Source organism: Pseudomonas sp. TE24901, assembly GCF_054058375.1.
This window is the reverse complement of sequence record NZ_JBSSAF010000002.1, coordinates 514,772-539,197: the sequence shown is the minus strand read 5'-3', so window position 1 is coordinate 539,197 and position 24,426 is coordinate 514,772. Positions and strand designations below refer to the sequence as shown.

At 60.2% G+C, this 24,426-nt stretch carries 16 protein-coding genes; 4 read left to right on the top strand and 12 right to left on the bottom strand.

The window, feature by feature from the left end; genetic code table 11:
* Window positions 1-12 precede the first annotated feature (12 nt).
* Window positions 13-1,053 (bottom strand): WD40/YVTN/BNR-like repeat-containing protein, encoded by a 1,041-nt coding sequence (locus ACVWVP_RS06115; protein ID WP_457404781.1) that lies wholly within the window; start codon window positions 1,051-1,053, stop codon window positions 13-15.
* A 306-nt stretch (window positions 1,054-1,359) separates the two neighbouring features.
* On the opposite strand from ACVWVP_RS06115, the gene ACVWVP_RS06110 reads away from it, so the two are divergent.
* Complete coding sequence (locus tag ACVWVP_RS06110) at window positions 1,360-2,475, top strand: Gfo/Idh/MocA family protein (protein WP_259171638.1); 1,116 nt, start codon at window positions 1,360-1,362, stop codon at window positions 2,473-2,475.
* Window positions 2,476-2,620: 145 nt separating this feature from the next.
* The gene (locus ACVWVP_RS06105; RefSeq protein WP_457404724.1) at window positions 2,621-7,432 is read left to right on the top strand and encodes a dermonecrotic toxin domain-containing protein; all 4,812 of its coding nucleotides are present in this window, start codon (window positions 2,621-2,623) and stop codon (window positions 7,430-7,432) included.
* 49 nt (window positions 7,433-7,481) lie between these two features.
* Here ACVWVP_RS06105 and ACVWVP_RS06100 read toward each other — a convergent pair whose 3' ends face one another.
* From ACVWVP_RS06100 to ACVWVP_RS06050, 11 genes are all read right to left on the bottom strand, one after another.
* Window positions 7,482-9,185, bottom strand: a complete 1,704-nt coding sequence (locus ACVWVP_RS06100; protein ID WP_178922446.1) for an AMP-binding protein — start codon at window positions 9,183-9,185, stop codon at window positions 7,482-7,484.
* Between the two features lie 31 nt (window positions 9,186-9,216).
* Window positions 9,217-10,515, bottom strand: coding sequence for an acetyl-CoA C-acetyltransferase (locus ACVWVP_RS06095; RefSeq protein ID WP_457404721.1), 1,299 nt, complete (start codon window positions 10,513-10,515; stop codon window positions 9,217-9,219).
* Window positions 10,512-11,402 carry a MaoC/PaaZ C-terminal domain-containing protein gene (locus ACVWVP_RS06090; protein ID WP_457404719.1) on the bottom strand — a complete coding sequence of 297 codons (891 nt, stop codon included), beginning with the start codon at window positions 11,400-11,402 and terminating at the stop codon, window positions 10,512-10,514. The genes ACVWVP_RS06095 and ACVWVP_RS06090 overlap by 4 nt, the downstream gene beginning before the upstream one ends.
* 3 nt (window positions 11,403-11,405) lie before the next feature.
* On the bottom strand, window positions 11,406-12,749 hold the full coding sequence (locus ACVWVP_RS06085) for a 3-oxoacyl-ACP reductase (protein ID WP_259171643.1): 1,344 nt from the start codon (window positions 12,747-12,749) through the stop codon (window positions 11,406-11,408).
* Window positions 12,750-12,822: 73 nt separating this feature from the next.
* Complete coding sequence (locus tag ACVWVP_RS06080; RefSeq protein WP_259171644.1) at window positions 12,823-15,348, bottom strand: acyl-CoA dehydrogenase; 2,526 nt, start codon at window positions 15,346-15,348, stop codon at window positions 12,823-12,825.
* 279 nt (window positions 15,349-15,627) lie between these two features.
* Window positions 15,628-17,085: an outer membrane protein transport protein gene (locus tag ACVWVP_RS06075; protein ID WP_178922436.1), complete on the bottom strand. Its 1,458-nt coding sequence runs from the start codon at window positions 17,083-17,085 to the stop codon at window positions 15,628-15,630.
* Window positions 17,086-17,192: 107 nt separating this feature from the next.
* Window positions 17,193-17,711, bottom strand: coding sequence for an alkane oxidation protein activator PraB (gene praB / locus ACVWVP_RS06070; protein WP_457404717.1), 519 nt, complete (start codon window positions 17,709-17,711; stop codon window positions 17,193-17,195).
* A 140-nt stretch (window positions 17,712-17,851) separates the two neighbouring features.
* A complete protein-coding gene (praB, locus tag ACVWVP_RS06065; RefSeq protein WP_178922432.1) occupies window positions 17,852-18,358 on the bottom strand; it encodes an alkane oxidation protein activator PraB in 507 nt (168 codons plus the stop codon).
* A 136-nt stretch (window positions 18,359-18,494) separates the two neighbouring features.
* Complete coding sequence (gene praA / locus ACVWVP_RS06060) at window positions 18,495-18,989, bottom strand: alkane oxidation protein activator PraA (RefSeq protein WP_176995769.1); 495 nt, start codon at window positions 18,987-18,989, stop codon at window positions 18,495-18,497.
* Between the two features lie 133 nt (window positions 18,990-19,122).
* A complete protein-coding gene (locus ACVWVP_RS06055) occupies window positions 19,123-20,403 on the bottom strand; it encodes an alkane 1-monooxygenase (protein WP_178922430.1) in 1,281 nt (426 codons plus the stop codon).
* 318 nt (window positions 20,404-20,721) lie between these two features.
* The gene (locus ACVWVP_RS06050) at window positions 20,722-21,720 is read right to left on the bottom strand and encodes an alpha/beta fold hydrolase (RefSeq protein ID WP_178922428.1); all 999 of its coding nucleotides are present in this window, start codon (window positions 21,718-21,720) and stop codon (window positions 20,722-20,724) included.
* A 277-nt stretch (window positions 21,721-21,997) separates the two neighbouring features.
* Between ACVWVP_RS06050 and ACVWVP_RS06045 the strand changes: the two genes are divergently transcribed.
* Together ACVWVP_RS06045 and ACVWVP_RS06040 are read left to right on the top strand one after the other, a co-directional pair.
* On the top strand, window positions 21,998-23,536 hold the full coding sequence (locus tag ACVWVP_RS06045) for a flavin-containing monooxygenase (protein ID WP_178922426.1): 1,539 nt from the start codon (window positions 21,998-22,000) through the stop codon (window positions 23,534-23,536).
* Window positions 23,533-24,423, top strand: a complete 891-nt coding sequence (locus ACVWVP_RS06040) for an SDR family NAD(P)-dependent oxidoreductase (protein WP_457404713.1) — start codon at window positions 23,533-23,535, stop codon at window positions 24,421-24,423. The genes ACVWVP_RS06045 and ACVWVP_RS06040 overlap by 4 nt, the downstream gene beginning before the upstream one ends.
* The last annotated feature ends 3 nt before the right edge of the window (window positions 24,424-24,426 follow it).

The window sequence follows — 24,426 nt, the reverse complement described above, 5'->3', positions numbered from 1 at the left end:
TTCCCCGCCTTCTTATTGTTTTGTCGGTTCGGCGCCGGTCGGCGTGGCCACGCGAACGCCACCCTGCCCGGCCAGAATCAAGTTGCCATTGCCTGCCGCCGTAACGGACGAAAGTGAAATGCGGTCCGGCCGGTTGAACACGCTGAACGTCACCCCGTCGTCGTGGCTGACCACCACACTGCCGCCGTTGCCGACGACGACAATGGCGCCGTCATCCAACAACGTGGCGCCCGACAAGCCAAACTCCAGCGCTCCCCGCGCCGCGTTCAGCTCAACTTGCTCCCAGGTGCTGCCGAAATCCGTGGAACGGTAGAGGTTGCCGCGCAAGCCATACGCCAGCAGGGTTTGCGCTTGCGCCGTGCCGATCACGCCAAACAACGAGCCCTCGTAGGGGCCTTCGAGTTTTTCCCAGGTCTGGCCGTCGTCGCGGGAGCGGAACATGCTGCCCTGCTCGCCCACGATAAACAGGCCGGCGTCCTTGATGTGAGCGATGGCGTTGAGGTGGAACTGGTCTTCGTTGTCGAGGCGGTCGCTGACGTCTTCCCAGGTCTTGCCGCCATCGGTGGTTTCGATCAACGCACCGTAGGCGCCGACCGCCAGGCCATGGCTGGCATCGTTGAACCAGACATCGAGCAAGGGGGCTTCGCGCTTGAGGTCTTGGTATTGCTGGGTCCAGGTGGCGCCGCCGTCGGTGCTGGCAAGGATTTGCGCATCATGGCCCACGGCCCAGCCTTGTTTGTCATCGACAAAGAACACGGCGGTGAGCAGTTGGCGGGTGGGCACCTTGGCTTGGGTCCAGGTAGCGCCCTGGTCATCGGAATAGAGGATATGCCCGCGATCACCGACCGCCACCAGGCGCTTGCCTGCGTGGACCACGTCGATCATCAGGCCCTTGGCGGCCTTGGGGGATTCAATCGCAAACACAGCTGCGGCGGGGGTATCGCTGGCGGCCTGGACGGCGGTCGGCAACGCGACGGCGCCAAGCAGCGAGAGCGCTGTGGCCAGCAACGCAACCCTGCGTGCGGCGCGTGGGCGGCAAACAACCCAACCCATGACAGGCTCACTCATAGACCTTTCTCCCATTTATTATTGTTATTGCCTGCCTTCCTGGGCCGTGAAACCTGCAACCTAGAGCGCCTGGAGGAAGCTGCGGCCATCCTATCGGGCTTTGGAATCGTCTGACAATCGGCGCTACGTTATCTTTTGTTAACTGATGGCAATTCATCCGCAGCTGAATATAGCGGCATTCGTCACGCTGATCAGCGCACACAAATGAATTTTTATTCTATCTATTGAATTATGGGAATTTTTATTCCATTAATAGCGTTCTTGAAAACAATAATTCAAAGGACCACGGCTATGCGTGAACTCGGAATCGGCCTGATCGGTACAGGCTTCATGGGCCGCGCCCATGCGTTGGCGTTCAACAACGCCCGGGCGGTGTTCGAACTGCCAGTATCCCTCAGGCTGGCCGCCCTGGCCGATGCCGACACCGAGCGCGCCCAGCGCTGCGCCACAGCCTGGGGGTTTGCCCAGGCCCATGGCGACTGGCAAGCGTTGGTCAACGACCCTACTGTAGACGTCGTGGCCATTACCACGCCCAACCATTTGCACTACCCCATGGCCATGGCCGCCATTGCCGCGGGCAAAGCGGTGTACTGCGAAAAACCCCTGGCCGTCAGCCTGGAACAAGCCGACGCCATGCGCCGCGCCGCCAGCGCAGCCGGGGTGGTCACGCGGGTGGGTTACAACTATCAGCACAACCCGATGATCGTATTGGCCAAGCAAATGATCGCCAACGGCGACCTGGGCGAAATCATCAGCTTCCAGGGTGAGTTCAGCGAAGACTTCATGGCCGACCCTGCCTCACCTTGGTCGTGGCGTTGCGAAGTCGGACACGCCGGCGGCGCTCTTGCAGACTTGGGCAGCCACTTACTGTCGATGGCGCGTTACCTGGTGGGAGATGTGGTCAGCGTGTGCGCCGATACACAAACCGTGCATGCCCAACGCCCGGCCGTTAAAGGCAGCGCCGAGCTTAAGTCCATCGCCGTGGACGACCAAGTGCACGCCTTGCTGCGCTTCGCCAATGGCGCCCGCGGCACGGTGAGCAGCAGTTGGCTCAAGCATGGCTACAAGAACCACCTGAGTTTCGAGATCAGCGGCACCCGGGGCACCTTGGCCTTCGATCAGGAGCGCTTGAATGAACTGCGCCTGTGCCGTGTCGGCCAAGACGGCTTCCAGCGCCTGCTCGCCGGTCCCGCCCTGCCCGGCTACGCGGCGTTCAGCCCGGCGGCGGGGCATCAGTTGGGTTACAACGAATTGAAGACCCTGGAGGTTCAGGAATTGATCATGGCGCTGGCGGGGCAAGGCAGGGATGGCACTGACTTTGAAGTCGCCTGGGCGGTGGAGCGATTGGCGACGGCGATTCGTGTCGCCGCGAAGGAAGAGCGCTGGGTCAGCGTGGACTCGCTCTAAACGCGCTTGCTTTGGCGCACTTGAAAGCATTTGAGTGCGCCGGCAAGACGAACTACTCCAGTACCGCCTCCCGGGTACGAACATAGGGTTTTCTGAGGGTGCGATCAGGCATGGCCTGAACACCTCCCTCAGAAGGACTAAACCTGTGGCTACCATTCCCTCCCCGCTCCTTTGGAGCAAGGTACTGGCCCAAGCGGTCAATACCCAATTCACCGCGCGACCGACGCTTCGCTCAGTCGTGTCCCAGCGGTTGCACGAGAGTATTCAGGAAAAATTCCCGGCCCTGCCAGTAGACACCGCCACCTTGCGCGTGGCGGAACCCAGCCGCCCTGGAGCCTGGAACCTCAAACCTTTGATCGACGTTGCCCTTGATTTTCTGGCAACCGGTGTGCCCGCCGATTTCTCGGACAAGCACGCGTCTGAGTATTACCTGTGCAACAGCGGCACACCGCAAAAACGCATCACCGTCAACAACGTGCCAATCGACATCCACGTGATCGGCGCGCTGATCAACGAACTCCCCGTCGTTCTATTCATTGAATTGCAGAGCGCGCTGGCGGACTTCTGGCAACAAAACGGCAGCACAGGAATCAGTCGCTGGCAGTGGATGGGCGACCTGCTGCGCACCTCATTGCGCAACAGCGTCCAGCGCAGCAGTGACCTGACCGACGAACACCTGCAACTCCTCAACAACGTGCTGGATTACCCCGACAATCGCGAGCGCGGCACGCTCAACCTATCGGGTGAAACCATTCATGCGTACACCCTGGAAACCACGCTTATTCAGGGCGACCTGCGGGTCAGCGTTCAGGCAAGCGAATTGCTGCTCGTCCAAGGCACCTGCGTAGTTTCTTGCGGCGTATCAGGCAACATCCGTACCTACCCGACCGTCGATGCATTCGGCGGCGCCTGGTCGAACGCCATAAAAAGCCGCTATCAAGCTGAACAGATCGTGTGGAAACGCTTCGAACCTGACGGCAATATTTTCGACACCCAAGCAGCACTGATTTTAAATCAGCAACTTGAAAACCTGACAGCCCTGCAGCTGCCGGCCAAGGTTGGCATAGAGGCACTGGAGGCGCTTTACGACCGAGTCATGGACCCCGCCCCGCTATTACTCAATGTACCTATCGGTGCATCGCTGCCACTCACCCAACTGCAAGCGGCGTTACCCGACTGGCTTGCGCAAGGTACACCCGCCGAACGCAGTGCGTACTCCCGTCATCTGGTGGAATTAGCCAACATCAAGAAGCGCACCCACGGTCGCAGCTTCCTCGAGGGCATTGACGGGCTTCGTTCCTTTGCGGCCAAAACGCTGCAGGCGTTGATGGTTGCGGATCACCCCGCCGGGCCAACCTACAACGTTGACGCGTTGGAGCTGACCTATGCGGTACCGGTGGGAGACATCGGTAGCAGCTACATCGAACACGTGAGGATGACGCTGACGGACCTGGCACTGAAAAATCTGTCAGGAAAACCCAACGGTCGCCTGACCCTGCGCAGTCTGGACGGCCAGGCACTCGCTACGTGGCTCACGCCCGAGTATGTCGAAGGCCTGGTTACTCGGGCTGACATCGGAGCGGTCTACCCGGCCTTGCTTGAACGTCTATTTTTTAACGACGAAAAGGAGTCGCGTGAGCGCGAAAACCTGTTTGCCCAACAGCTGCGCGTTCACTTGCCGATGACCGCGCTGGAGTTGGCCGTAAGGCAGCAGTCGGGGATGACATGGGAAGGTTATCGAAGGGTGGCGGCGGTGGTCAAAAGCACGGCGGCGGACCGTAGAGTGGACGACAAAGACATCGTCATCCACACGCTGGGGTTCTTGAGAAAGCCAGGCGCGGCGCCCGATCACGTGACCGATATGTTCTTGATCGAAGAGCAAGGCTGTACCACCGGCCCGGTGATTCTCTATCGCCCACAGTATTTACCGGTACTCATGCAATTCAGCACCCGCGAGGCGTTGATGCAAGCCATCGCCTTACCCGGAGCACTGCAGGCAAGCGCGCTGACGTGGCTATCGGACGGTGCCCGGGCGGTGTACGACAACGGCGGGTTTCAGCAACCCCATTACGTGCGAATCGGCATCGGCATGGAGTTCGATACCCCGGAAATCCCCGAGCCTGTGACCTTGGCAAAATGCGGGACGCAGTCCGAGGTGTTGCAATCGCTGAGCAGGGGAAACCTGATGCAGTATCTGTTCGGCAGCTACGCCAGGACCTTGGTTGAAGTGGCTGACCGCCAATCGGTGTCCAACCGCGAAAGCCGCTGGGCCAGCCTCCTGGAAGGCGCCGGCCTACTGTTCAATACGTTGCTGCTGCCTTTATTGAGGGGCCCCGCCATGCTGGTGGGTTGGATGCTGCAAATCGCCTCAGGGCTGGCGCAGGATATTCCGGCGTTGGAAAGCAGTGATCCGCAAGCGCGGGAACTCGCATGGGTCGACCTTTTATTGAATCTCGGCCTGGTGTTGGTACATGCCGGCGCGAGCGTAACGAGTCGCCCTCTGAGTGAGACCCGACAACGCCCGGTGGCACTTGCCCCCCTGCGCCGCACCTCGCAAACGCAGCAGGCCACGCCACCCCGTGTTCGGCAAGGTTCTGTCGGCCTGCCTTCACAGCCACCCGGCAGTGGTCACACGCTGATTGACTTCAACCTGTCCACCGCCCGCGAAGCCTCACGAGCGCGGCTGTTTGAGCAGTTGCTCAAGATACGCGTCAACTGGCCCGAAAACCCACCCCCGCCGACAGCAACCGGTCCGTTCAAAGGCCTTTACCGTATCGGCGCAACCTGGCACGCCAGCGTCAGGGGCCGGCTGTTTCAAGTCAGTGTGGTGCCCGGTTTTGGCGAGGCGTATGTGGTTCACCCTGAGCACTCTGACCGCCCGGGGATCAAGCTTAGGACCGACGGCCAAGGGCACTGGACGCTCGACGAAGGGTTGCGACTGATAGGCGGTGGACGAAAGAACCGCGTGGCCGAGGCGCGTAAGGCCAACGCCGAAAGGGTCGCTGCGCTGAATAGCCGTAAGGCCGAGCTGCAACAAACACTTGTGCAATGCGTGACCGATGAAACTGTCGCGTTGGCCACCTTAAACACCGCGAGAACCCAATACACCACACAAAACGGCAAGCTGACGCGTACTTGGGCGATCTGGAATGCGGCAACCACTGAGCAGAAATCCCGGATAGCGCCCACTTATCAGTTGGAGCTGAACAGGACACAGGAACAGCGATCGTTCTACAGCATCAGCCTGATCAATTACCGGGAGAAGTCGGCCAAGGCGACCCAGGCGTACAGGGACGTCATCAGTGTGATTAACGACATCAAGGCTGTCGACCATCAAACCAACAATGACCGCGAGCACACGACTCACTTTTTTGCCCTGTGGGATCAGCAAGACACGCTGCGAACCCAACTGGCCCATTTCGGCCTGGGTTCGGGGGTGTTCAGTCGTGGAATGAGCGCAACACAACGATTCACGATCGCTTACGACAAACTCGAACAGGGAGAGCCTGAAGACTACAAGGCGTTGATGGAAGATCTGAAAACCTCACGCGCCTACCATGATCAAATCGTTGCCGTGTCAATCATCCAGGAACAACTCCTCGACGAGATGGCCCGAGCATCAGCCTTCGGCAAGAGCTTCCGGGACGACCTGGTTGCACGGCTATCGCAGCCGGAAAAATATCTGCCGGACAATACACGCTTAATGGGCATCGATATTGTTCAAGAACTCAGCCTTGACCGCAGTGTTCCTCTCGCACAAAACAGTATCGAAGCGTTGTTCTTCCATCTATTTGAGCAAATACGCTTACGCCCGACCATTTCGGCTCACATAGAGATGACCACCAGCCGCGGCTACAGCACGACCGAGCGAATCGATGTGCTCGGGTCCGTCGTGGACCGCTATACCGCTGCCGAGCATATTGGGCAGAACCTCAAGCGGCTGAACCCGACCTGCATTCGTACGCAGTACCTGGATGATTTTCTGGACAACATCACGCAAGGCCGAGCAAGCGCCGAAAATGACCTGAAAACACTGATCATAGACAGCGAAGAAGACAAGGTTATCTACCAACCGCCCAAAGCCATCAGGCAAAAGCCCGCCACCAAGCGGGTATTCAAAACGCGCAGCCGCGGCACGTTGGTCGGCGATCTGCGAGAGGCTGCACCAGGAGATACCGCGCAACTCATCGAAATTGTCGACCCCTCCAACGGCGAAGTGATCGAGCGATTCCACGAACATGCCGAAGAAGGTGTTTACGTGGAAATCGAAGAGGGCCCGACTCAAACGCCGCCGCCCAGACTGGCTCGTTCGGCCAGGGCAATCACCAGCGCAGCACAGGATGTCGCAGCCAAGCGCGAGAGCATTGAAAGCACGATACAGCGTGAACTCAATCAAATGGACCGTGACGAAATCCTGCGGGACGAAAAGGTGCCGAAAGATTGGGAATTCATGCTGACGACAGAGGCAGATAAGCTTGAGGCGCTGGCCACAGAACTGGAACACACCGCCCCCTCCAATCAAACGACCCTTACGGCCAATCAATGGCGAACCCTAGCAGTGCAAATGAAGGCTGCCGGCAAGCAATACCGCATCACGGGCTACAAAAAGCAGGCGCCTACGGTGGCTATCGTGGACTATTTGTGGCACGAAAAAGCGGTGAACATCGGGCTGGTAAAGGAACGCGAACCGACAAACGCCAAAGACTTTCTCAGCGAATATGCAATCCGCGACAGCGATACCGGATACGTGCTGTGGTATGCCCACTTTCACTACACCAGCTTGACGGTTGCAAAAACCGCCTATACCAGTGGGCATTTGAAACGCGCCGATCAACGTAATATCGGGTTCAAGGCACAGTTGGCGCAATACCGGAACAACAGCGCCAAGGTGATCGCCGTCTGGCGAAGCAAAATCCCATCCGCCATGGCCCACAGGTTGTTCTTTTATAGGGACTGATACCCGTGGGCAACGCCGCGTCAATCTCTCGAGACATTGACGCGGTCTATCAGCGCAGGGCTCTTCTCAACACCTTGCCCACGGTCGTCTTGGGCAACTCGGTCGTGCGAAACTCCACATACTTGGGCAACTTGTACCCTGTCAGGTATTCCCGACAATGGGCGAGGATCTGTTCCTGGGTCAGGTTCGGGTCCTTGCGCACCACGATAATCTTGACCTTCTCGCCGGTCACCGCATCTTCCACGCCAATCGCCGCCACTTCACCCACCCCCGGGTGCAACGCCACCACGTCTTCGATCTCGTTGGGGTACACGTTGAAACCGGAGACCAGGATCATGTCCTTCTTGCGGTCCACCAGGCGAATGAACCCGCGCTCGTCCATCACCCCGATATCCCCCGTGGACAACCAGCCCTCGGCATCCAGCACCTCGGCGGTGGCTTCCGGGCGTTTCCAGTAGCCCTGCATCACCTGCGGGCCACGCACTTGCAGCTCGCCCTGCTCGCCAATCTCGGCCAGTTCGCCGTCCTCGCGCACAAAGCGCACCCAGGTCGACGGCAAGGGCACGCCAATGCTGCCGGTGAATTCCATCTCGCGCATGCGCGCAATGTTGATCGGGCTGATGCTCACCACAGGCGAGCACTCGGTGAGGCCGTAGCCTTCGATGATCGGCAACCCCGTGACTTCCTTCCAACGCTTGGCCACTGCCGTGTGGGTCGCCATGCCGCCCGCGATGACCATGCGCAACGCCGAAAAGTCCCGCGCACAGAATTCCTTGTTTTCCAGCAGCCCGTTGAACAAGGTGTTGACCCCGGCGATGCCGTTGAAGCGTTCCTTGCGCAGGATCATCTGTACGCGCTTCACGTCTCGCGGATTGGCGATCAGGATGTTGCGCCCGCCCAGGCACATGAACATCAGGCAATTCACCGTCAGGGAAAAGATGTGGTACAGCGGCAGTAAGGTGACGTTGGTTTCCTGCTGGTCCTGGTCCAGTTGGTCACCGACCCAGGCCTTGGCTTGCAGCAGGTTGGCGATGATGTTGCGGTGGCTGAGCATCACCCCCTTGGCATCGCCGGTGGTGCCGCCGGTGTATTGCAAGAAGGCCAGGTCATCCAGGGCCATGGCCACCGGAAAATGGTTGAGCGCGCGCCCCTCTTTCAGTACCTGATTGAAGCGCACCGAACCGCGCAGGTTGAAGGCCGGCACCTGCTTTTGCACCCGGCGCAGGATGAAGTTCATCGCCGCGCCCTTGAAGGTGCCCAGCAAGTCGCCGATGGCCGCCACCACCACGCGCTTGACGCTGCTGCCGGCCACGACTTTTTCCAGGGTGTGCGCGAAGTTCTCGAAGATCACCACCGTTTCGGCACCGCTGTCCTTGAGCAAATGCTTGAGCTCATGGGCGGTGTACAACGGGTTGACGTTGACCACCACCGCACCGGCCATGATCGTGCCCAACAGGCAGATTGGGTACTGCAAGCAGTTGGGCATCATCAACGCCACACGGTCGCCCTTCTTCACGCCCTGGCCCTGCAGCCAGGCAGCAAAGGCAACGCCCTGCACTTTCCAGTCGGCGTAGGTCATTTCGGTGCCGATGCTGACGTAGGCGACCCGCTCGCGAAACTTCTCCAGGTGCTCCAGGAACACCTCGCGCAACGACGGGTAGTCCTCGATACCGGCATCAATGTCGGCCGGAACGCCTGGCAAGTAAGCGTTCAACCAGATCCGTTCGGTTTGTTCCAGGCTTACAGCGTTCATGGCAGTCTCCTTGTTGTTGTTTTTGATAGAGCTACTTTTCGACGATGGCGGTAATGCCCAAGCCGCCGGCCGCGCAAATTGAAATCAGGCCACGGCCACCGCCGTTCTCGTGGATGGTCTTGGCCAAGGCAGCCAATTGCCGGCCACCGGTGGCAGCAAAGGGATGGCCGCAACCGAGCGAGCCCCCGTTGACGTTCATCTTGCTGCGCTCGATAGCGCCCAGGGGTGCGTCCAAGCCTAGACGCTCCCGGCAATAATCGGCGTCTTCCCAGGCCTTGAGCGTGCACAGCACCTGCGCGGCAAACGCTTCATGGATCTCGAAGAAATCAAAATCCGCAAAGCTCAGGCCTTCGCGCTTGAGCATGCGCGGCACCGCATAGGCCGGGGCCATTAACAGGCCTTCGGTGCCGTCGACGAAGTTCACTGCCGCCGTTTCGCCCGTGCGCAGGTAGGCCAGCACCGGCCAGCCGTTCTCGGCCGCCCACTCTTCGCTGGCCAACAGCACCACTGACGCGCCATCGGTCAGCGGCGTGGAATTGCCCGCAGTGAGCGTGCCGTTCTGCCGGTCATAGGCCGGGGACAAGCCGGCGAGCTTTTCCAGGCTGGCGTCGGCACGCAGGTTATTGTCACGGGCCAGGCCGCGATGGGGGCTGATCAAGTCATCAAAGAAACCCCGGGCGTAGGCCGCTGCCAGGCGTTGGTGGCTGGTGAGGGTCAGCTCATCCTGGGCCAGGCGCTTGATTTTCCAGCGCTTGGCCATTTCTTCGCAGTGCTCGCCCATGGACAGGCCGGTACGTGGCTCACCGTTGCGCGGCAGCAGCGGTTTGAAAAACATCCCGGGACGCACCTTCAGCAGTGCCTTCAACTTGTCGCCCATGCCCTTGGCACGGTTGGCCGACAGCAACGTATGGCGCAGGGATTCGTTGATTCCGATGGGTGCATCGGAGGTGGTATCGGAACCGCCGGCGATGCCCACGTCGATCTGGCCCAGGGCGATTTTGTTGGCCACCAGCAACGCGGCTTCCAACCCCGTGCCGCAGGCTTGTTGCACATCGTAGGCGGGTGTATCGGGAGACAAGGTGGTCGACAGCAGGGATTCTCGCGCCAGGTTGAAATCCCGCGAGTGCTTGATCACCGCACCCGCGGCAAATTCCCCCAGGCGTTGGCCATGCAGGTTGTAGCGGTCGACCAGGCCCTGCAAGGCCGCCACCAGCAGATCCTGGTTGCTGTCGTTCGCATACACCGTGTTGGAGCGGGCAAAGGGAATACGGTTGCCGCCGATAATCGCGACGCGACGCACCGGGGCCGGGTTGAAGCTGTAGTCACTCATCGACAGGTCTCATTCCAGATAAAGAGGCCGCGCATATGGGGTTTGTCGCCAGCAAAATTGCGCACTTCGAACTCGCGGCGCGGGCCCGTCACGGGGCGGCTCCAAAGCGCCACCTGGCCGGGCAGGAAGATCGGCAGCTTGAAGTCGCAATGAGCCTCGGCCTGCTCCAGCCCGCCGGGGGGTTGCTGGGCGGCGAGTGCGCGGCCCAGAGTCCACATGCCGTGGGCGATGGCGCGGCGAAAGCCGAAGATCTTGGCGCCGATCACCGAGGTGTGGATCGGGTTGAAATCCCCCGACACCTTGGCAAAGCGCCGGCCCAGGTCGGCCGGCAGCACCCAGCGCTGGGTGCGCAACAGGCCCTCCTCCTGCAACGGCAACACGTCGTCCCACGGCTCGCCGACCGGCGCCTTGACGTCACGGCGCAGGTACAGGCTGTCGCTTTCCCACACCAGGGCGTCAGCGCCGTAGGCTCGGGTGGCGATGCTCAATGCCTGCCCCTTCGGATGGGCAACCCAGCGCTCGCAATACACCTCCAGGCGCAACGTCTGGCCTTCGTGCAAACGCTGGTGCTGCCGAATCCGATTGGCCAGGTGCACCATGCCGCTGGCCGGGTACGGAAAGCTCGGGCAAGTGAGCAACATCAAGTGCAGCGGGAACGCCAACACATGGGGATAGGACAGCGGCACGCCCTGCTCGCGGCGAAACCCGCAAGCGCGGCCATAGGCGGCAATATCGCCAGATGACAGCTCCACCGCCGAACGCACCAGGCGCTCCTTAGGCAATACCGGTGCACCGTCGAGCTTGGGCTTGCGCAGGGCGCGTACACCATCAAGCAGCAAGCGCGTTCGCGACGGCGGTGGGTCGATGATCTGGGTCACGTAGTCCATGGCTCAGGCTCCCAGCAGGCTTTGGCCGCATACGCGTACGACTTGGCCATTGACTCCGCCGGACGCCGGGTGCGCCAACCAGGCGATGGTCTCGGCCACGTCGATCGGCTGGCCACCCTGGGACAGCGAGTTCATGCGCCGCCCCGCCTCGCGGATCATCAGCGGGATCTTCGCGGTCATCTGGGTCTCGATAAACCCGGGCGCCACCGCGTTGACCGTCACCTGCTGCGCGGCCGCCTTCGGCGCCAGGCCTTGCACCAGGCCGATCACGCCGGCCTTGGAGGTGGCGTAGTTGCTTTGCCCCAGGTTGCCGGCGATACCGGAAATCGACGATACGCACACGATGCGCCCACCCGGGTTCAGCCCCTGGCTGTCCAGCAAGGCGTTGCTCAAGTGCAGCGGCGCCTCCAGGTTCACCGCCAGCACGCTGCGCCAGGCCGCTTCGGTCATTTTGGCGATGGTCTTGTCACGGGTGATACCCGCATTGTGCACCACCACATCAAACGCGCCGTATTGGCTGACATGGGCTTGCAGCAGCGAAGCCGCGTCGGCGGCGGTGATGTCCAGCGGCAACGCCGAACCGCCGACACTGCTGGCCGCCTGCTGCAAGGCCTCTTGGGCTTGGGGCACGTCCACACAGACCACGTGGGCACCCTCGCGTGCCAGCACCTGGGCGATGGCCAGGCCGATGCCACGGGACGCACCCGTGACCAAGGCACGGCGACCGACAAAGGGTTTTTCCCAGTTGATCGCGCTGTTGCCGTCCACGGCTTTTTCCAGGCGCACCACTTGCCCGGACACGTAGGCCGAACGGCGCGACAGGAAGAAGCGCAGGCTGCTGTCCAGCGCTGATTCGGCGCCCGGCGCCACGTAGATCAATTGCACGGTGATCGCCCGGCGCAGTTCCTTGGCCAGCGACCGCACCAAGCCTTCCAGGGCGCGCTGTGCGATGGCTTGGGGCAAATCCTTGCACTGTTCCGGCGCCGTGCCGAGCACTACCACACGTCCATGGTGGCCAATTCGCTTGGCGTTGGCGTGGAAGAACACGTAGAGCTCGTCGAGTTGCTGCAAATCGGTGACGCCACTGGCATCGAACACCGCGCCCTGCACCTTGACCGTGGACGGCGCCTTGAGGGTCGCCGGGGTGGCGGCCACGGTGTCGGTGGCCTTGAACACCTGTTGTACCTGATCGACCAGGCGCCCTGCCCCGGCGATGATCACCGGGTTGACCAGCCCTTGCTGGCCGCTGCGATGGCGTTGCAGCGGCAGCGGTTGCGGCAGGCCCACGGCCTGGGCCAGGCGTCGGCCCCAGGGGGAATTGACGAAGGAAAGGTAGCTGTCACTCATAAAGACATTCACTCACAACGCATGCTGACCATGTAAACCCGGTCCCACAGTGACCGTGTTCATTCAGTACCACTCAATTGACCGAGGCATTTTCGCTCTGGCTGTTGCGACGTTTTACCGCTGGTTCCAAGGCTTGCTTGCGCTGCTGCAACGCTTCCAGCAAACCGAAATCCTGCGGGAAGTCGTCGACCTGGATGCCATGGTCGGCGTACTCCACGTAGCGCCCCAGCAAGGCGTCTTCGTCGTCGCTGATCAGGTCCAGCGCCCGCGCCTTGACGCGCCAGGCGGTAAACGCAGTGGCGGAAATCGGCATCGGTTCGATCAGGCCCTGCTTCACGGCAGACTTGAGCCGCGCGTCGATCAGTTCCACCTGCGGCAGCAGGCGGAAACCCAATTCGCCGTAAGCCAGCTTGTCGATTTCCGGACGCGGGATGTAGGAATTGGCCAGCAGGCGGTCGCGGGTCTCACCCGGGGTCTGCACCACGTCCGCCACCTGGGCCAGCAAGCGGTCCGACGGTTTGCGCAGGGGAATACCCAGCGGGAAGCTCAAGCCGCGCACCACCGCTGCTGCGGCTTTCGAAGGGTAGTTGTCGAGTACTTCGGCCAAGGCTTCATGGGCACGCAACAGCGCATCCTGGGCCGACCAGTGCACCAGCGGCAGGTCGGCCTGGGGCCGGCCGTCATCTTCAAAACGCTTGAGCACGCAGGACACAATGTACAGCTGTGACAGAATGTCCCCCAGCCGTCCGGTGATACTTTCCTTGCGCTTAAGCGCACCGCCCAGCACGCCCATGGACACGTCCGAGATCAATGCCAGCACCACCGACAGCCGATTGGCCTGGCGGTAGTAGGACGCCAGCGCCGGGTCGGTCTTGGCCGGTGCCGAAATCAGCCGCCCACCGGTCAGCGAATGCACCGCAGCGCGGACGGTATTGGCCAGCACAAAGCTCACGTGGCCGAACATCGCACTGTCGAAGGCTTCCAGCGCCTTGCGCCGATCCGGGTTGCGCGCCGCTTCCATTTCGCGGAACACATAGGGATGGCAACGGATCAGGCCCTGGCCAAAGATGATCAGGCAGCGGGTCATGATGTTCGCGCCTTCCACCGTGATCGCGATGGGGCTTTGCTGGTAGGCACGGGCCAGGAAGTTGTTGGGCCCCATGCAAATGCCTTTGCCGGCAACGATGTCCATGCCGTCATTGACGATGATGCGCGCGCGTTCCGTGACGTGGTACTTGGCGATCGCCGAGATCACCGACGGTTTTTCACCGGCATCCAGGGACGCCACCGACACCTTGCGCACCGCGTCGCAGGCGTACAAATGCCCGGCCATGCGCGCCAGCGGCGCCTGTACCCCTTCGAACTTGCCGATGGGCAGGCCGAACTGCTTACGCATCGCTGCGTAGGCCGTGGTCCCGCGTACCGCCACCTTGCCCAGGCCGACGTTGGCCGATGGCAGGGAAATCGCGCGGCCCGCCGCCAGGCATTCCATCAGCATGCGCCAGCCGTTGCCCACCTGTTCACGGCCACCGATCACCCATTCCAACGGAATGAACACATCCTTGCCGGTGGTCGGGCCGTTCTGGAACACCGCATTCAGTGGCCAATGACGACGGCCGCTGTTGACGCCCGGATGGGACGTTGGAATCAGCGCGCAGGTGATGCCCAGTGAACCGGGTGCGCCAAGCAAACCGTCCGGGTCTTCGGCACGGAAGGCCAGGCCGAGCACCGTGGCAATCGGACCGAGGGTGATGTAGCGCTTGTCCCAGGTCACCTTGAAGCCCAGCACTTCTTCGCCTTCGTGGGTGCCTTTGCAGACGATGCCCAGGTCCGGGATCGCGCCCGCATCCGAGCCGGCATACGGGCTGGTCAAGGCAAAGCACGGGATGTCTTCACCCCGGGCCAGGCGCGGCAAGTAATAGTTACGCTGGGCATCGGTGCCGTAGTGCAACAGCAACTCGGCCGGGCCCAGGGAGTTGGGCACCATCACCGAAATCGCCGCCGCCGAGCAGCGCGTCGACAGCTTCATCACCACTTGGGAGTGCGCGTAGTGGGAGAAGCCTTTGCCGCCGTACTGCTTGGGAATGATCATGCCGAGGAAACCGGCGTCCTTGGTGTACTGCCAGCCCTCGGGGGACATGTCCTGCCAGACCTGGGTGGTTTCCCAGTCGTTGGCGATGTCGCACAGGGTTTCCACTTCGTTGTCGAGGAAGGCTTGCTCTTCGGCGCTGAGGCTGGCCGGAGCCGCTTGCAACAGGCGCTGCCAATCGGGCTTGCCGCTGAACAGCTCGGCGTCCCACCACACGGTGCCGGACTCGATGGCCGCGCGTTCGGTGTCGGACATGGCCGGCATGATGGTGCGAAACAGGCCCAACGCCTTGCTCGTCACCAACGCACGGCGCAGGGGCTTGATGGCCATCAACAAGGCCGGTGCGATGACCAGCACCGCCGTTAGCGTGATGCCAAGCGTGGCGATCACATTGAACAGATAGCCCACCGCCAGCCAGATCAGGCCAGCGCCCAGCCACAGGGTGGCGGCTGCTTGTCGATACGCCAGGGCAATCGCGGCTGCGAAACCCACCAATAACCAGATAACCATGGGGATACCTCTACTCGATTCAGGGTACGGCCAATGCGCAGGCAGATCGAAATGCGCTGCGGTGTAAAGCCACACTACAAACTTGGAAAACTAAATTCAAATTTTGTTTTGAAATTTTTATTTAATGCGTAGGCAAAAAAGTTGGCCGACCCGGTCAGCCTTGCTCATCACGTTGAAAAGGAGAATGACGGGACGCGGAGCGCCCCGTCGGCGCAGGTAAACGCGGATAAAAGCGCCAAGATGCGCTTAGCGCTTCATCCTCGATAGTGCGTTATTGGTTCAGAACGCGTAGGTCGCCGAAACAGCCACCACATCCCCCGACGACTCAGCTTTGCCGTTCAGGCTGGCGCCACCGAGTCGATCCACGTTCTTGGTCTTCAAGTTGACCTCCTGCACAAATTGATGGGAGTACGCGAGATCGAGCGACAAGCCAGGAATGGCCTTGACCTCATAACCTGCACCCAGCGACAGGAAGTAGCGATCACCGTCCGGAATCCGTGGGTCCCGGGTGGAGTTGCGGGTTGGCGTCTGGTCGGAAGCGACACCGGCTCGCAACGTCAACTCGTCGGTGGCTTTGAAGTCACCGCCCACCGAATACATCCAGGAATCACGATAGTTGTAGGGAATGGAGACGATCTGAATGTCACCGGACTTGAGCGTCAGATCCTTGAAGGATGACCATTGAGTCCACACAGCACTGACACCGAGTGTGAAACGGTCATTGAACTGGTGGACCCAGTCAAAGGCCGCAGTGGCCGGGATATCCAATTGGGTGCTGGCATGTGCTCCGTCCGGGAACAGTTTCAGTCCAGGGTAGGCTTCTTCTACAAGGGTCCCGCTGCCACCGAATGGGCTGGGCTGAGTCATCAGGTTGTAGGAGAACTGATCGGCACGGATGTTGTACTTGCCGGTCATTTTGTTTTTGATCTTGGCGTGGTAATTGAGGCCAAGACTGTCTTGCGCGGTCGGTTTCCAGACGACACCGGTAAACCAGCCCGTGGAGATATTGTCGACCTTGACCCGCATCAGCGCGCCACCCACCCCCGATGGGAAATCGATGCTCCCCAGCAGCGGCGATTGCGAGTTGGACGCGGCAGACAGCAAATCGATGTTCTGGCTGACAAAACCCTTACTGTGCTGAACGATGATCCCGCCACCAATGGAGAAGTCGTCGCGGACCTTGAACGAAAGCGACCCTGTCAGCCCCACGGTTTCAATTTTGGTATCGACGGCAAAATCCCGCAGCTTGGAGTCTTCATTCCAGGTTGAGCGCATGCCCTGTGGCACAACCTGCGACAACCCGAAAGCAAACCTGTCGCCCAGTGGCATCACCATGAACCCCGTCGGCAACCACGCCGTGAAGCCACCTTGGCCGCCGTCATTGTTGTTGGCAATGCGGTTACCCGGATCGAAACTCCCATCGGGCGCTACCGGTGTATTGGTAATCGGCTGCCCGAGATAATCGTTCGCCTCGCCTTTGTACTTGATTTTGATACGGGCATAGTCGACCGTAAATTGCGCCACATTGTGTTCTACGAATGCCATCGCTGCCGGGTTGTTGTACGCCGAACTGGGGTCATTCTTGAACAGCGAACCACCACCAAAAGCACGACCCCAGCCCGGGGCGCCATAGGTCGGTGTGGAAAAACCACCGGCCTGGACCGGCGCGGCAATCATCACCCCCCCCATTAATGCCAAGCCCAGCAGAACCTGTACCTGTTGTTTTTTATTATTCATGCGGCACTCCTTATTGTTATCTCACTGAACCGGCCCCAGCCGGCTCGTCTTGCGACTTGGCTTGCCTTTTAAAAGGCAAAAACACTCCTTACCGTGCGACACGCACCTCAAGGAACAATGGTGATGTTGGGAATATGAGCACTCAGCGAAACCACCGTGCAAAAGCCGGAAAGCGGCTGGTTCGCTGCAGAGAAGTCGACGCCGCCTGCGCCATTGGCCAACACACCGACAATCGATGAAGGGCCGCAATTCGTAGCAGGAAGAGAACTGGCCGCAATGGTGTAACCCACGTTAGCCAGGCCTCCGGTGCCACCCGATGAAGCGGGAGGCGTCAGCACCCAAGGCAAGTTATTCAGGGTTGGCAGCCTGCACAAAGCATTGCTGCCCGAAAGGGTTGCGCTGAGAACGTCGGCAGCTGAACCATCACCGCGCACCAGGCCGGACAATTGAATATTGCAGGTAATCGGCGCACCAAACGTACTGGGCGATTTGATCGTAACGGTGCCGCCCGGACTGGAGGTAAATGCCACTCCCCCAGGGCTGAAAACTCCAGCATGGGCCATCGATGCAGTACCGAAGCACAGCGCCAATGAGCCGATAAAAACGAAGGCATTCAAGCGCTTCATTATTCCTTCCTCACATTCATGGCGATCCATTTCGCCAGGAGCCTCAGCTCGTAGGCCCAACTCATCTGCCGTAAACAGGCGCCTCATCAGAGGCGCCTGCCCTGCAACGGGTGATCAGCCCTTTTTACGGAGTACGTCTATCAAGGAACGATGCTGACGCCTGGAGCGGTGACACTCAGGGTCACCACGGTGCAGCTACCCGAGAGCGGTTGGTTGGTAGCGCTCAGTGCTGCGCCACCGGTCACGTTGGACAGCGCCACGGCAATAGTGGATGGACCGCAGTTGGTGGCAGGGATCAGTGGCGGAATGGCTGCAATGGTGTAACCCACATTGGTCACGGTACCGGCTGGCGACAGCACCCATGGCAAGTTGGTCAGGTGAGGCAGGGAGCAGAGTTGGTTAGAGCCGCTGACAGTAGCAGCAGTAATATCTGCCGCCGAACCATCGGCACGCACTTTACCGGTGAACGAGATATTACAAGTTACCGCTGCACCAAATGAAGAAGGTGACTTGACTGTAATCGTGCCACCCGAGTTAGTCGTGAACGACTGGTTAGCGGGGCTGAAACTTTGTGCGGAAGCCATGGAAGCAGCGCCCATGCAAACAGCCAAAGCAGTCAACGACACGAGAGTTTTCAAGCTTTTCATTGTTTTTCCTCACATGTTATGGCGAATTCATTTCGCCAGGGGTAATGGCCATGATCGAGAGGTCACGGTGAAACTGCAGAACTTCCCTTTCCAGCCAAATCTCAATTCAACTACCGCTTACAACAGTCGGACAGTCTTATTCGACAACTTTGAAGTTAGGCGGCATCTTGATCGACACCGTCTTGATCTTGCAGTCTTCGCCAATCGGTACATTGGCCGCTTCCAACTTGCCGGTGGCGTTATCCCACGTACCGTCAGCGGTGGAAGGGCCGCACTTGCCGCCCAGGCCGAAGGCGTGAACATCTACGCTGATCTTCGACATGGAACCGCTCTTGGTATCTTTGGCCACTAATATCCACGGCAAGTTGGTGGCTTCGACCCGGCTGCACTTAAGGCCACCGTCGAATTCAACTTTATCGACATTGACCGATGAGCCATCGGCCGCCACTTTGCCGGCCACTTTGATGGTGCAGTCGGCGCTGATCAGGGCACCCTTGGAAAAGCTGATCGGCCCCTGGGCGGTGAAGGCACTGCCGGCCGGTTCGATACGGGCAGCCTGGGCCTGGTGGTAAACGATCAGGCCCAAGGCGGCCAATACAATGTGCGTGGTGAACTTGGCAGGGTTTTGCATGGTGTACGTCCTTCCCTTGAAATTATTGTTGTAGGGTCAAACAACTTGCTTGCCACGAAACCGGTAAACCTTGGGCGTAAGAGACCTGCGCGATACACAGACCCCGAGTACGCCCACAACTTTTAAATTCACATCAGAACGGCCTGGCGCTGTTGCCGTATTTCTCCAGGTACTTCAAACGTTGTGACGGCTGAAGATTGGTCAGGGTGATATCGCCGGCATAATGGTTAAGCACCCGGTGGTCCATGCGACGTCGCCACAAGTACGGCACATAGGCCCAGACAATCATGCTCGCGTAGCCATACGGCAGTTGTGGCGATTCATCAAAGTGACGCAGCGACTGATAACTGCGTGTCGGGTTTGCGTGATGATCAGAGTGCCGCTGCAGTTGGAACAGGAAGATATTGGTGACAATACGGTTGCTGTTCCAGGAGTGCCGTGGCGAACAACGTTCATAACGACCGTTGGGCAACTTCTGGCGTTTGAGACCGTAGTGCTCGACATAGTTGACCACTTCCAGCAGCGAGAAACCGTATATGCCCTGGATGATCAGGAACGGAATCACCGCCGCCCCCAGCCACAGGATCATCGCGCCCCACAACACCACGCTGTACATCCAGGCGGTGAGCACGGCGTTCTTCCAGTGCAGGGCCGGCAGGCCGAGTTTGCGCAGGCGTTCGCGCTCCAGATTCCAGGCCGAGCGTGCGCTGAACCATACCGAGCGTGGCAGGAACGCCCAGAAACTCTCACCCAGGCGCGAGCTGGCAGGATCTTCCGGCGTGGCCACACGTACGTGATGACCCCGGTTGTGTTCGGTGTAGAAGTGTCCGTAGAAAGTAGGCGCCAGGGTGACCTTGGCCAGGAACACTTCCAGCGGGTTGGGCTTGTGGCCCAGTTCATGGGCAGTGTTGATGGCAATCCCCGTAGCCGCTCCGGTGGACATGGCCATGCCCAGATAGGTGAACCAACTGATTTCGCCGTGCAGTTCGGTGCGGGCGGTAATGAAGGCGGCGGTTTTCGCCCCCCAGCTGGCAGGATCGAGCGCAGCCGTGGCGTGCAGCAGGCCACCGTTGATGATCCAGTCGATGCCGCCTGCCGCCAACCAGCCAGTGATCACCACCGAAGAGATGACGAACAGCACACCGGTGTAGACGATCCAGCGGTAGTAGCGTTGGGATTCGAGGTTGCTGACAGCGGACTCGGGCGGGTTGCTGACGTCTTCGCCCAGCAGGCCATCGATCAAGGGGATCAAGCCGAAGATCACCAGCACACCAACCCACCACAGTTGCTGTACGCCGGTGGTGATTGCCAGAGCGCCGGAGAGCAACGGGGTTGCCAGGGGCATGATGCCAAGCCACCAGAGGTGACGTTTGCCGTCGGTCCAGACGTGCGGTGCGGCCAGGGTCTGGTTCATGGCAGCCACCGTACGCAGCGGGTTGGCAGGGAATGAATGTGAGCAGTAAACAGGTACACGGAGCGCTGACTGCCCCGAGAAATCAACCATGCGATAAAAGACGTTTTTTTCATTATTTTATTCGCTCTTAGGCATTTCAAAAATTATTTCAAATAAGACATTCAAATAATTTTTTTAAATAAATAGCGCGGAATCGTTAGGTCGTCAACTACTTTTTCGGAGCCTTTTTCACGTGACCGAACAGTCTCTTTTTCAGCCGTTTGGTCAGGTGTCTAAAGCAGGCATCGACGCCGTTGAACCGCGAACCGAACCACAAAATTATTTACTCGCCAACGCAAACGGCGGGTGCAACACCGTGGCGCTTTCAGGCGGCCGAGCACGCTTGGCCACCTGCTGCACCAGCGCGGCGACGCGCTCTGTGGCAGTGATCGGCAACATATGCCCACGCCCTTCCACCACCTGCATCTTCAACCCTGGCACCTTGCTGGCCAGAGCCTGGCCGTGTTTCTGGAAATCCAGCACCCGGTCTTTTGCCCCATAGATCAGGCCGATCGGCAGGGTCAATTGGGGGTAGCGCTTGACCATCTCGGGCAAGGCATCGTTGACCAGGTTGATCTCGGTGGAGGCGGCATAGAAGTTGTCAGGCCGCATTCCGAGCAACCCGCCACCCCGGGTGGCGAAGTCGGCGGGCGCGGCATCGGGGGCGAACACGCCCTTGACCACCGAACCTTTAGTCAGCAGCCCGACGGGCATGGTCAAGGTGTGGGACATCCAGCGCCGTAGCCAGGCCGGGCGCACCGCCAGAGACAGGAACACCAGCGGGAGCATGCGCTGGGGGTGAGTCAGCGGCGCCACCAGGACCAACCCGGAAACGGCGTGCGGGTGATCAAGCGCCAGCGCCAGGGAGATTGCCCCACCGAGGGAGTGTCCCAATACCAGCGGTTTGTCCAGGTCCAGTGTCTTGATGAACGCGGCGATTTGCCGGGCCTGGGCGGGCAGGTCCGCCGCCGTGCCGGCATGCCGGGTGGAATAGCCGGAGCCCGGACGATCCAGCGTGATCACCCGGAAGTGCTCGCGCAATTGGGCAGACAAGGCATACGTCAGGTTGCGACTGCTGCCCATCAGCCCGTGGATCATCACCAGCGGTGGGCCCTTGCCCTCTTCTACATAATGAAAACGCTCGCCATCGACCTCGACGAAACGCCCGTTGATCGCAACAGCCGCTTCGATGCGCCGTGTCATCCAGGCACTGAAGCCCCACAACACGGCGCTCGCGCCTATCAACACAGCCGCAGCAATAACCCATTCAACAGCCATAGCTCGGTCCTCTGCTTCCCTGCTGCTGGCGACCTGATCGGTATTGATCAAGGCCTCAGCCATCGTCCACACCCTGGACCTAAACTTCATGCATACCGTGCTCGTCCGTCGGACAAGTCGCACATGCGGAACAAGGTCCTAGCGTAGGCGATATTTTCAGGTAGATTATTTAAAATCTTTTTTAAAATAAATAATTCAATTTTCCTTTGCAATGGTGTTCTATCTAAAAGACAAAACAAAAAACAGGAGCACATCTGATGCCCACGAAGGACAGCCTATGAATGCCCACAGTGATTCAATCGACATCGCCATCATCGGCTCAGGCTTTGCCGGCCTGTGCATGGCGATCAAACTCAAGGAAGCCGGCCTCACCGACTTCTTCATTGCCGAACAGGCCGACAGCCTCGGCGGCACGTGGCGAGACAACCACTACCCAGGTTGTGCCTGCGACGTGCAATCCCACGTGTATTCGTTTTCGTTTGCGCCCAACCCGAACTGGACCCGGCAGTTCGCACCGCAGGCGGAGATCCGCGCCTACCTTGAGCAATGTGCGGCGCGTTTCGGGCTGGCCCCCTTCCTGCGTTTCGGCATGGGCTTGCAGCGCGCGGTGTTCGATGAGCTGCAACAGCGTTGGCAACTGACCTTCAACAATGGCCGCCAGGTCAGTGCGCGGGTGCTGGTGTCGGGCATGGGCGGGCTGTCGCGCCCGGCACTGCCGGATATTCCGGGGCTCGACACCTTCAAGGGCAAGCGCTTCCATTCCCAGCAGTGGGACCATGACTATTCACTGAAAGGCAAACGCGTGGCGGTGATCGGCACCGGTGCCAGCGCCATCCAGTTCGTGCCGCAGATTGCACCGCAGGTGGCGCACCTGGATCTGTTCCAGCGCACGCCGCCTTGGATCATGCCCAAGCCCGACCGGCCGATTTCGTCTTTTGAACGCTGGGCTTTCAAACACCTGCCGTTCACCCAGCGCCTGGTGCGCGGCGCTTTCTATTGGGCGTTGGAAGGCCGTGTGGTGGGCTTTGCCCTGCACCCTCGCCTGATGAAAATGGTGCAAAAGATTGCCCAACGCCATCTGCATAAACAGGTGGCCCGGCCTTCCCTGCGCAAGACCCTGACGCCGGACTACACCATCGGCTGCAAACGCGTGCTGATCTCCAACGACTATTACCCGGCCCTCTCGCGCAGCAATGTGGAGGTGGTGACCGACAAGGTACTGCGCATCGAGGCCGATGGCGTGATTACCGCCGATGGCATCAAGCACCCGGCCGACTGCCTGATCTTCGGCACCGGCTTCCAGGCCACCGACCCACTGCCCCGGGACTGCATCATCGGGCGCGACGGTATCGACCTGATGGACACCTGGCACGACGGCGCCCATGCCTATAAAGGCACCACGGTGCCGGGGTACCCGAACCTGTTCCTGATCGTCGGCCCCAACACGGGCCTGGGGCACAACTCGATGATCTTGATGATCGAAGCCCAAGTCACCTACATCCTCGATGCACTGCAGCAGATGCAGCGGCACCGCATCGCCACCGTAGACGTCAAACCCGCCGTTGAGCTGGCCTACAACCGGCAACTGCAAGACAAACTCAAGCGCACCATCTGGAACACCGGGGGTTGCCAGAGCTGGTACCTCGACCCGCGCACCGGCAAGAACACCACCCTGTGGCCCGGCTCCACCTGGCGCTTCAAACAGGTCACCCGGCAGTTCGCGCTCAAAGACTATGTGGCAGACCTGCTGCCCGTCAGCCCGGCCCCACGCCCTGCCCCGGCGCCCCACTCCACCACAGAAGGCAGCCTGTCATGAAGTCATTCAACGGCCGCGTGGCGGCGATTACCGGTGCGGCGTCCGGCATGGGCCGTGCCCTGGCATTGGCCCTGGCGCGGGAAGGTTGCCACCTGGCCCTGGCCGACAAGAACAGCCAGGGGCTGGAGCAGACACTCGACTTGATCAAGACCTCGACGCTGTCGCCGGTCACCATCACCACCCAGGTGCTGGACGTGTCCGATCGCCAGGCCATGGAAGCCTGGGCCGCACGCTGTGTGGCCGACCACGGTCGCGTCAACCTGATCTTCAACAATGCTGGCGTGGCGCTGTCGAGTACCGTGGAAGGTGTGGAGTACGCCGACCTCGAATGGATCGTCGGCATCAATTTCTGGGGGGTGGTGCACGGTACCAAGGCGTTCCTGCCCTACCTCAAAGCCAGTGGCGAAGGCCATGTGGTCAACACCTCCAGCGTGTTCGGGCTGTTCGCCCAACCGGGCATGAGCGGCTACAACGCCACCAAGTTTGCCGTGCGCGGCTTCACCGAATCCCTGCGCCAGGAACTCGACCTGCAACGCAGCGGTGTCTCGGCCACCTGCGTACACCCCGGTGGCATTCGCACCGATATCTGTCGCAGCAGCCGTATCGACGCGAACATGACCGGGTTTCTGATCCACAGCGAGCAACAGGCCCGCGCCGACTTCGAAAAGCTGTTCATCACCGATGCCGACAGAGCCGCCAAGGTCATCCTGCAAGGCGTGCGCAAAAACAAACGCCGCGTGTTGATCGGCCGCGATGCCTATTTCCTCGACCTGCTCGCCCGTTGCCTGCCCGCTGCGTATCAAGTCCTGGTGGTGTTCGCCAGCAAGCGCATGGCGCCCAAACAACGCACGCCGGTGTTTGAAACCAACGACGAACCCCGTCTCTGAACA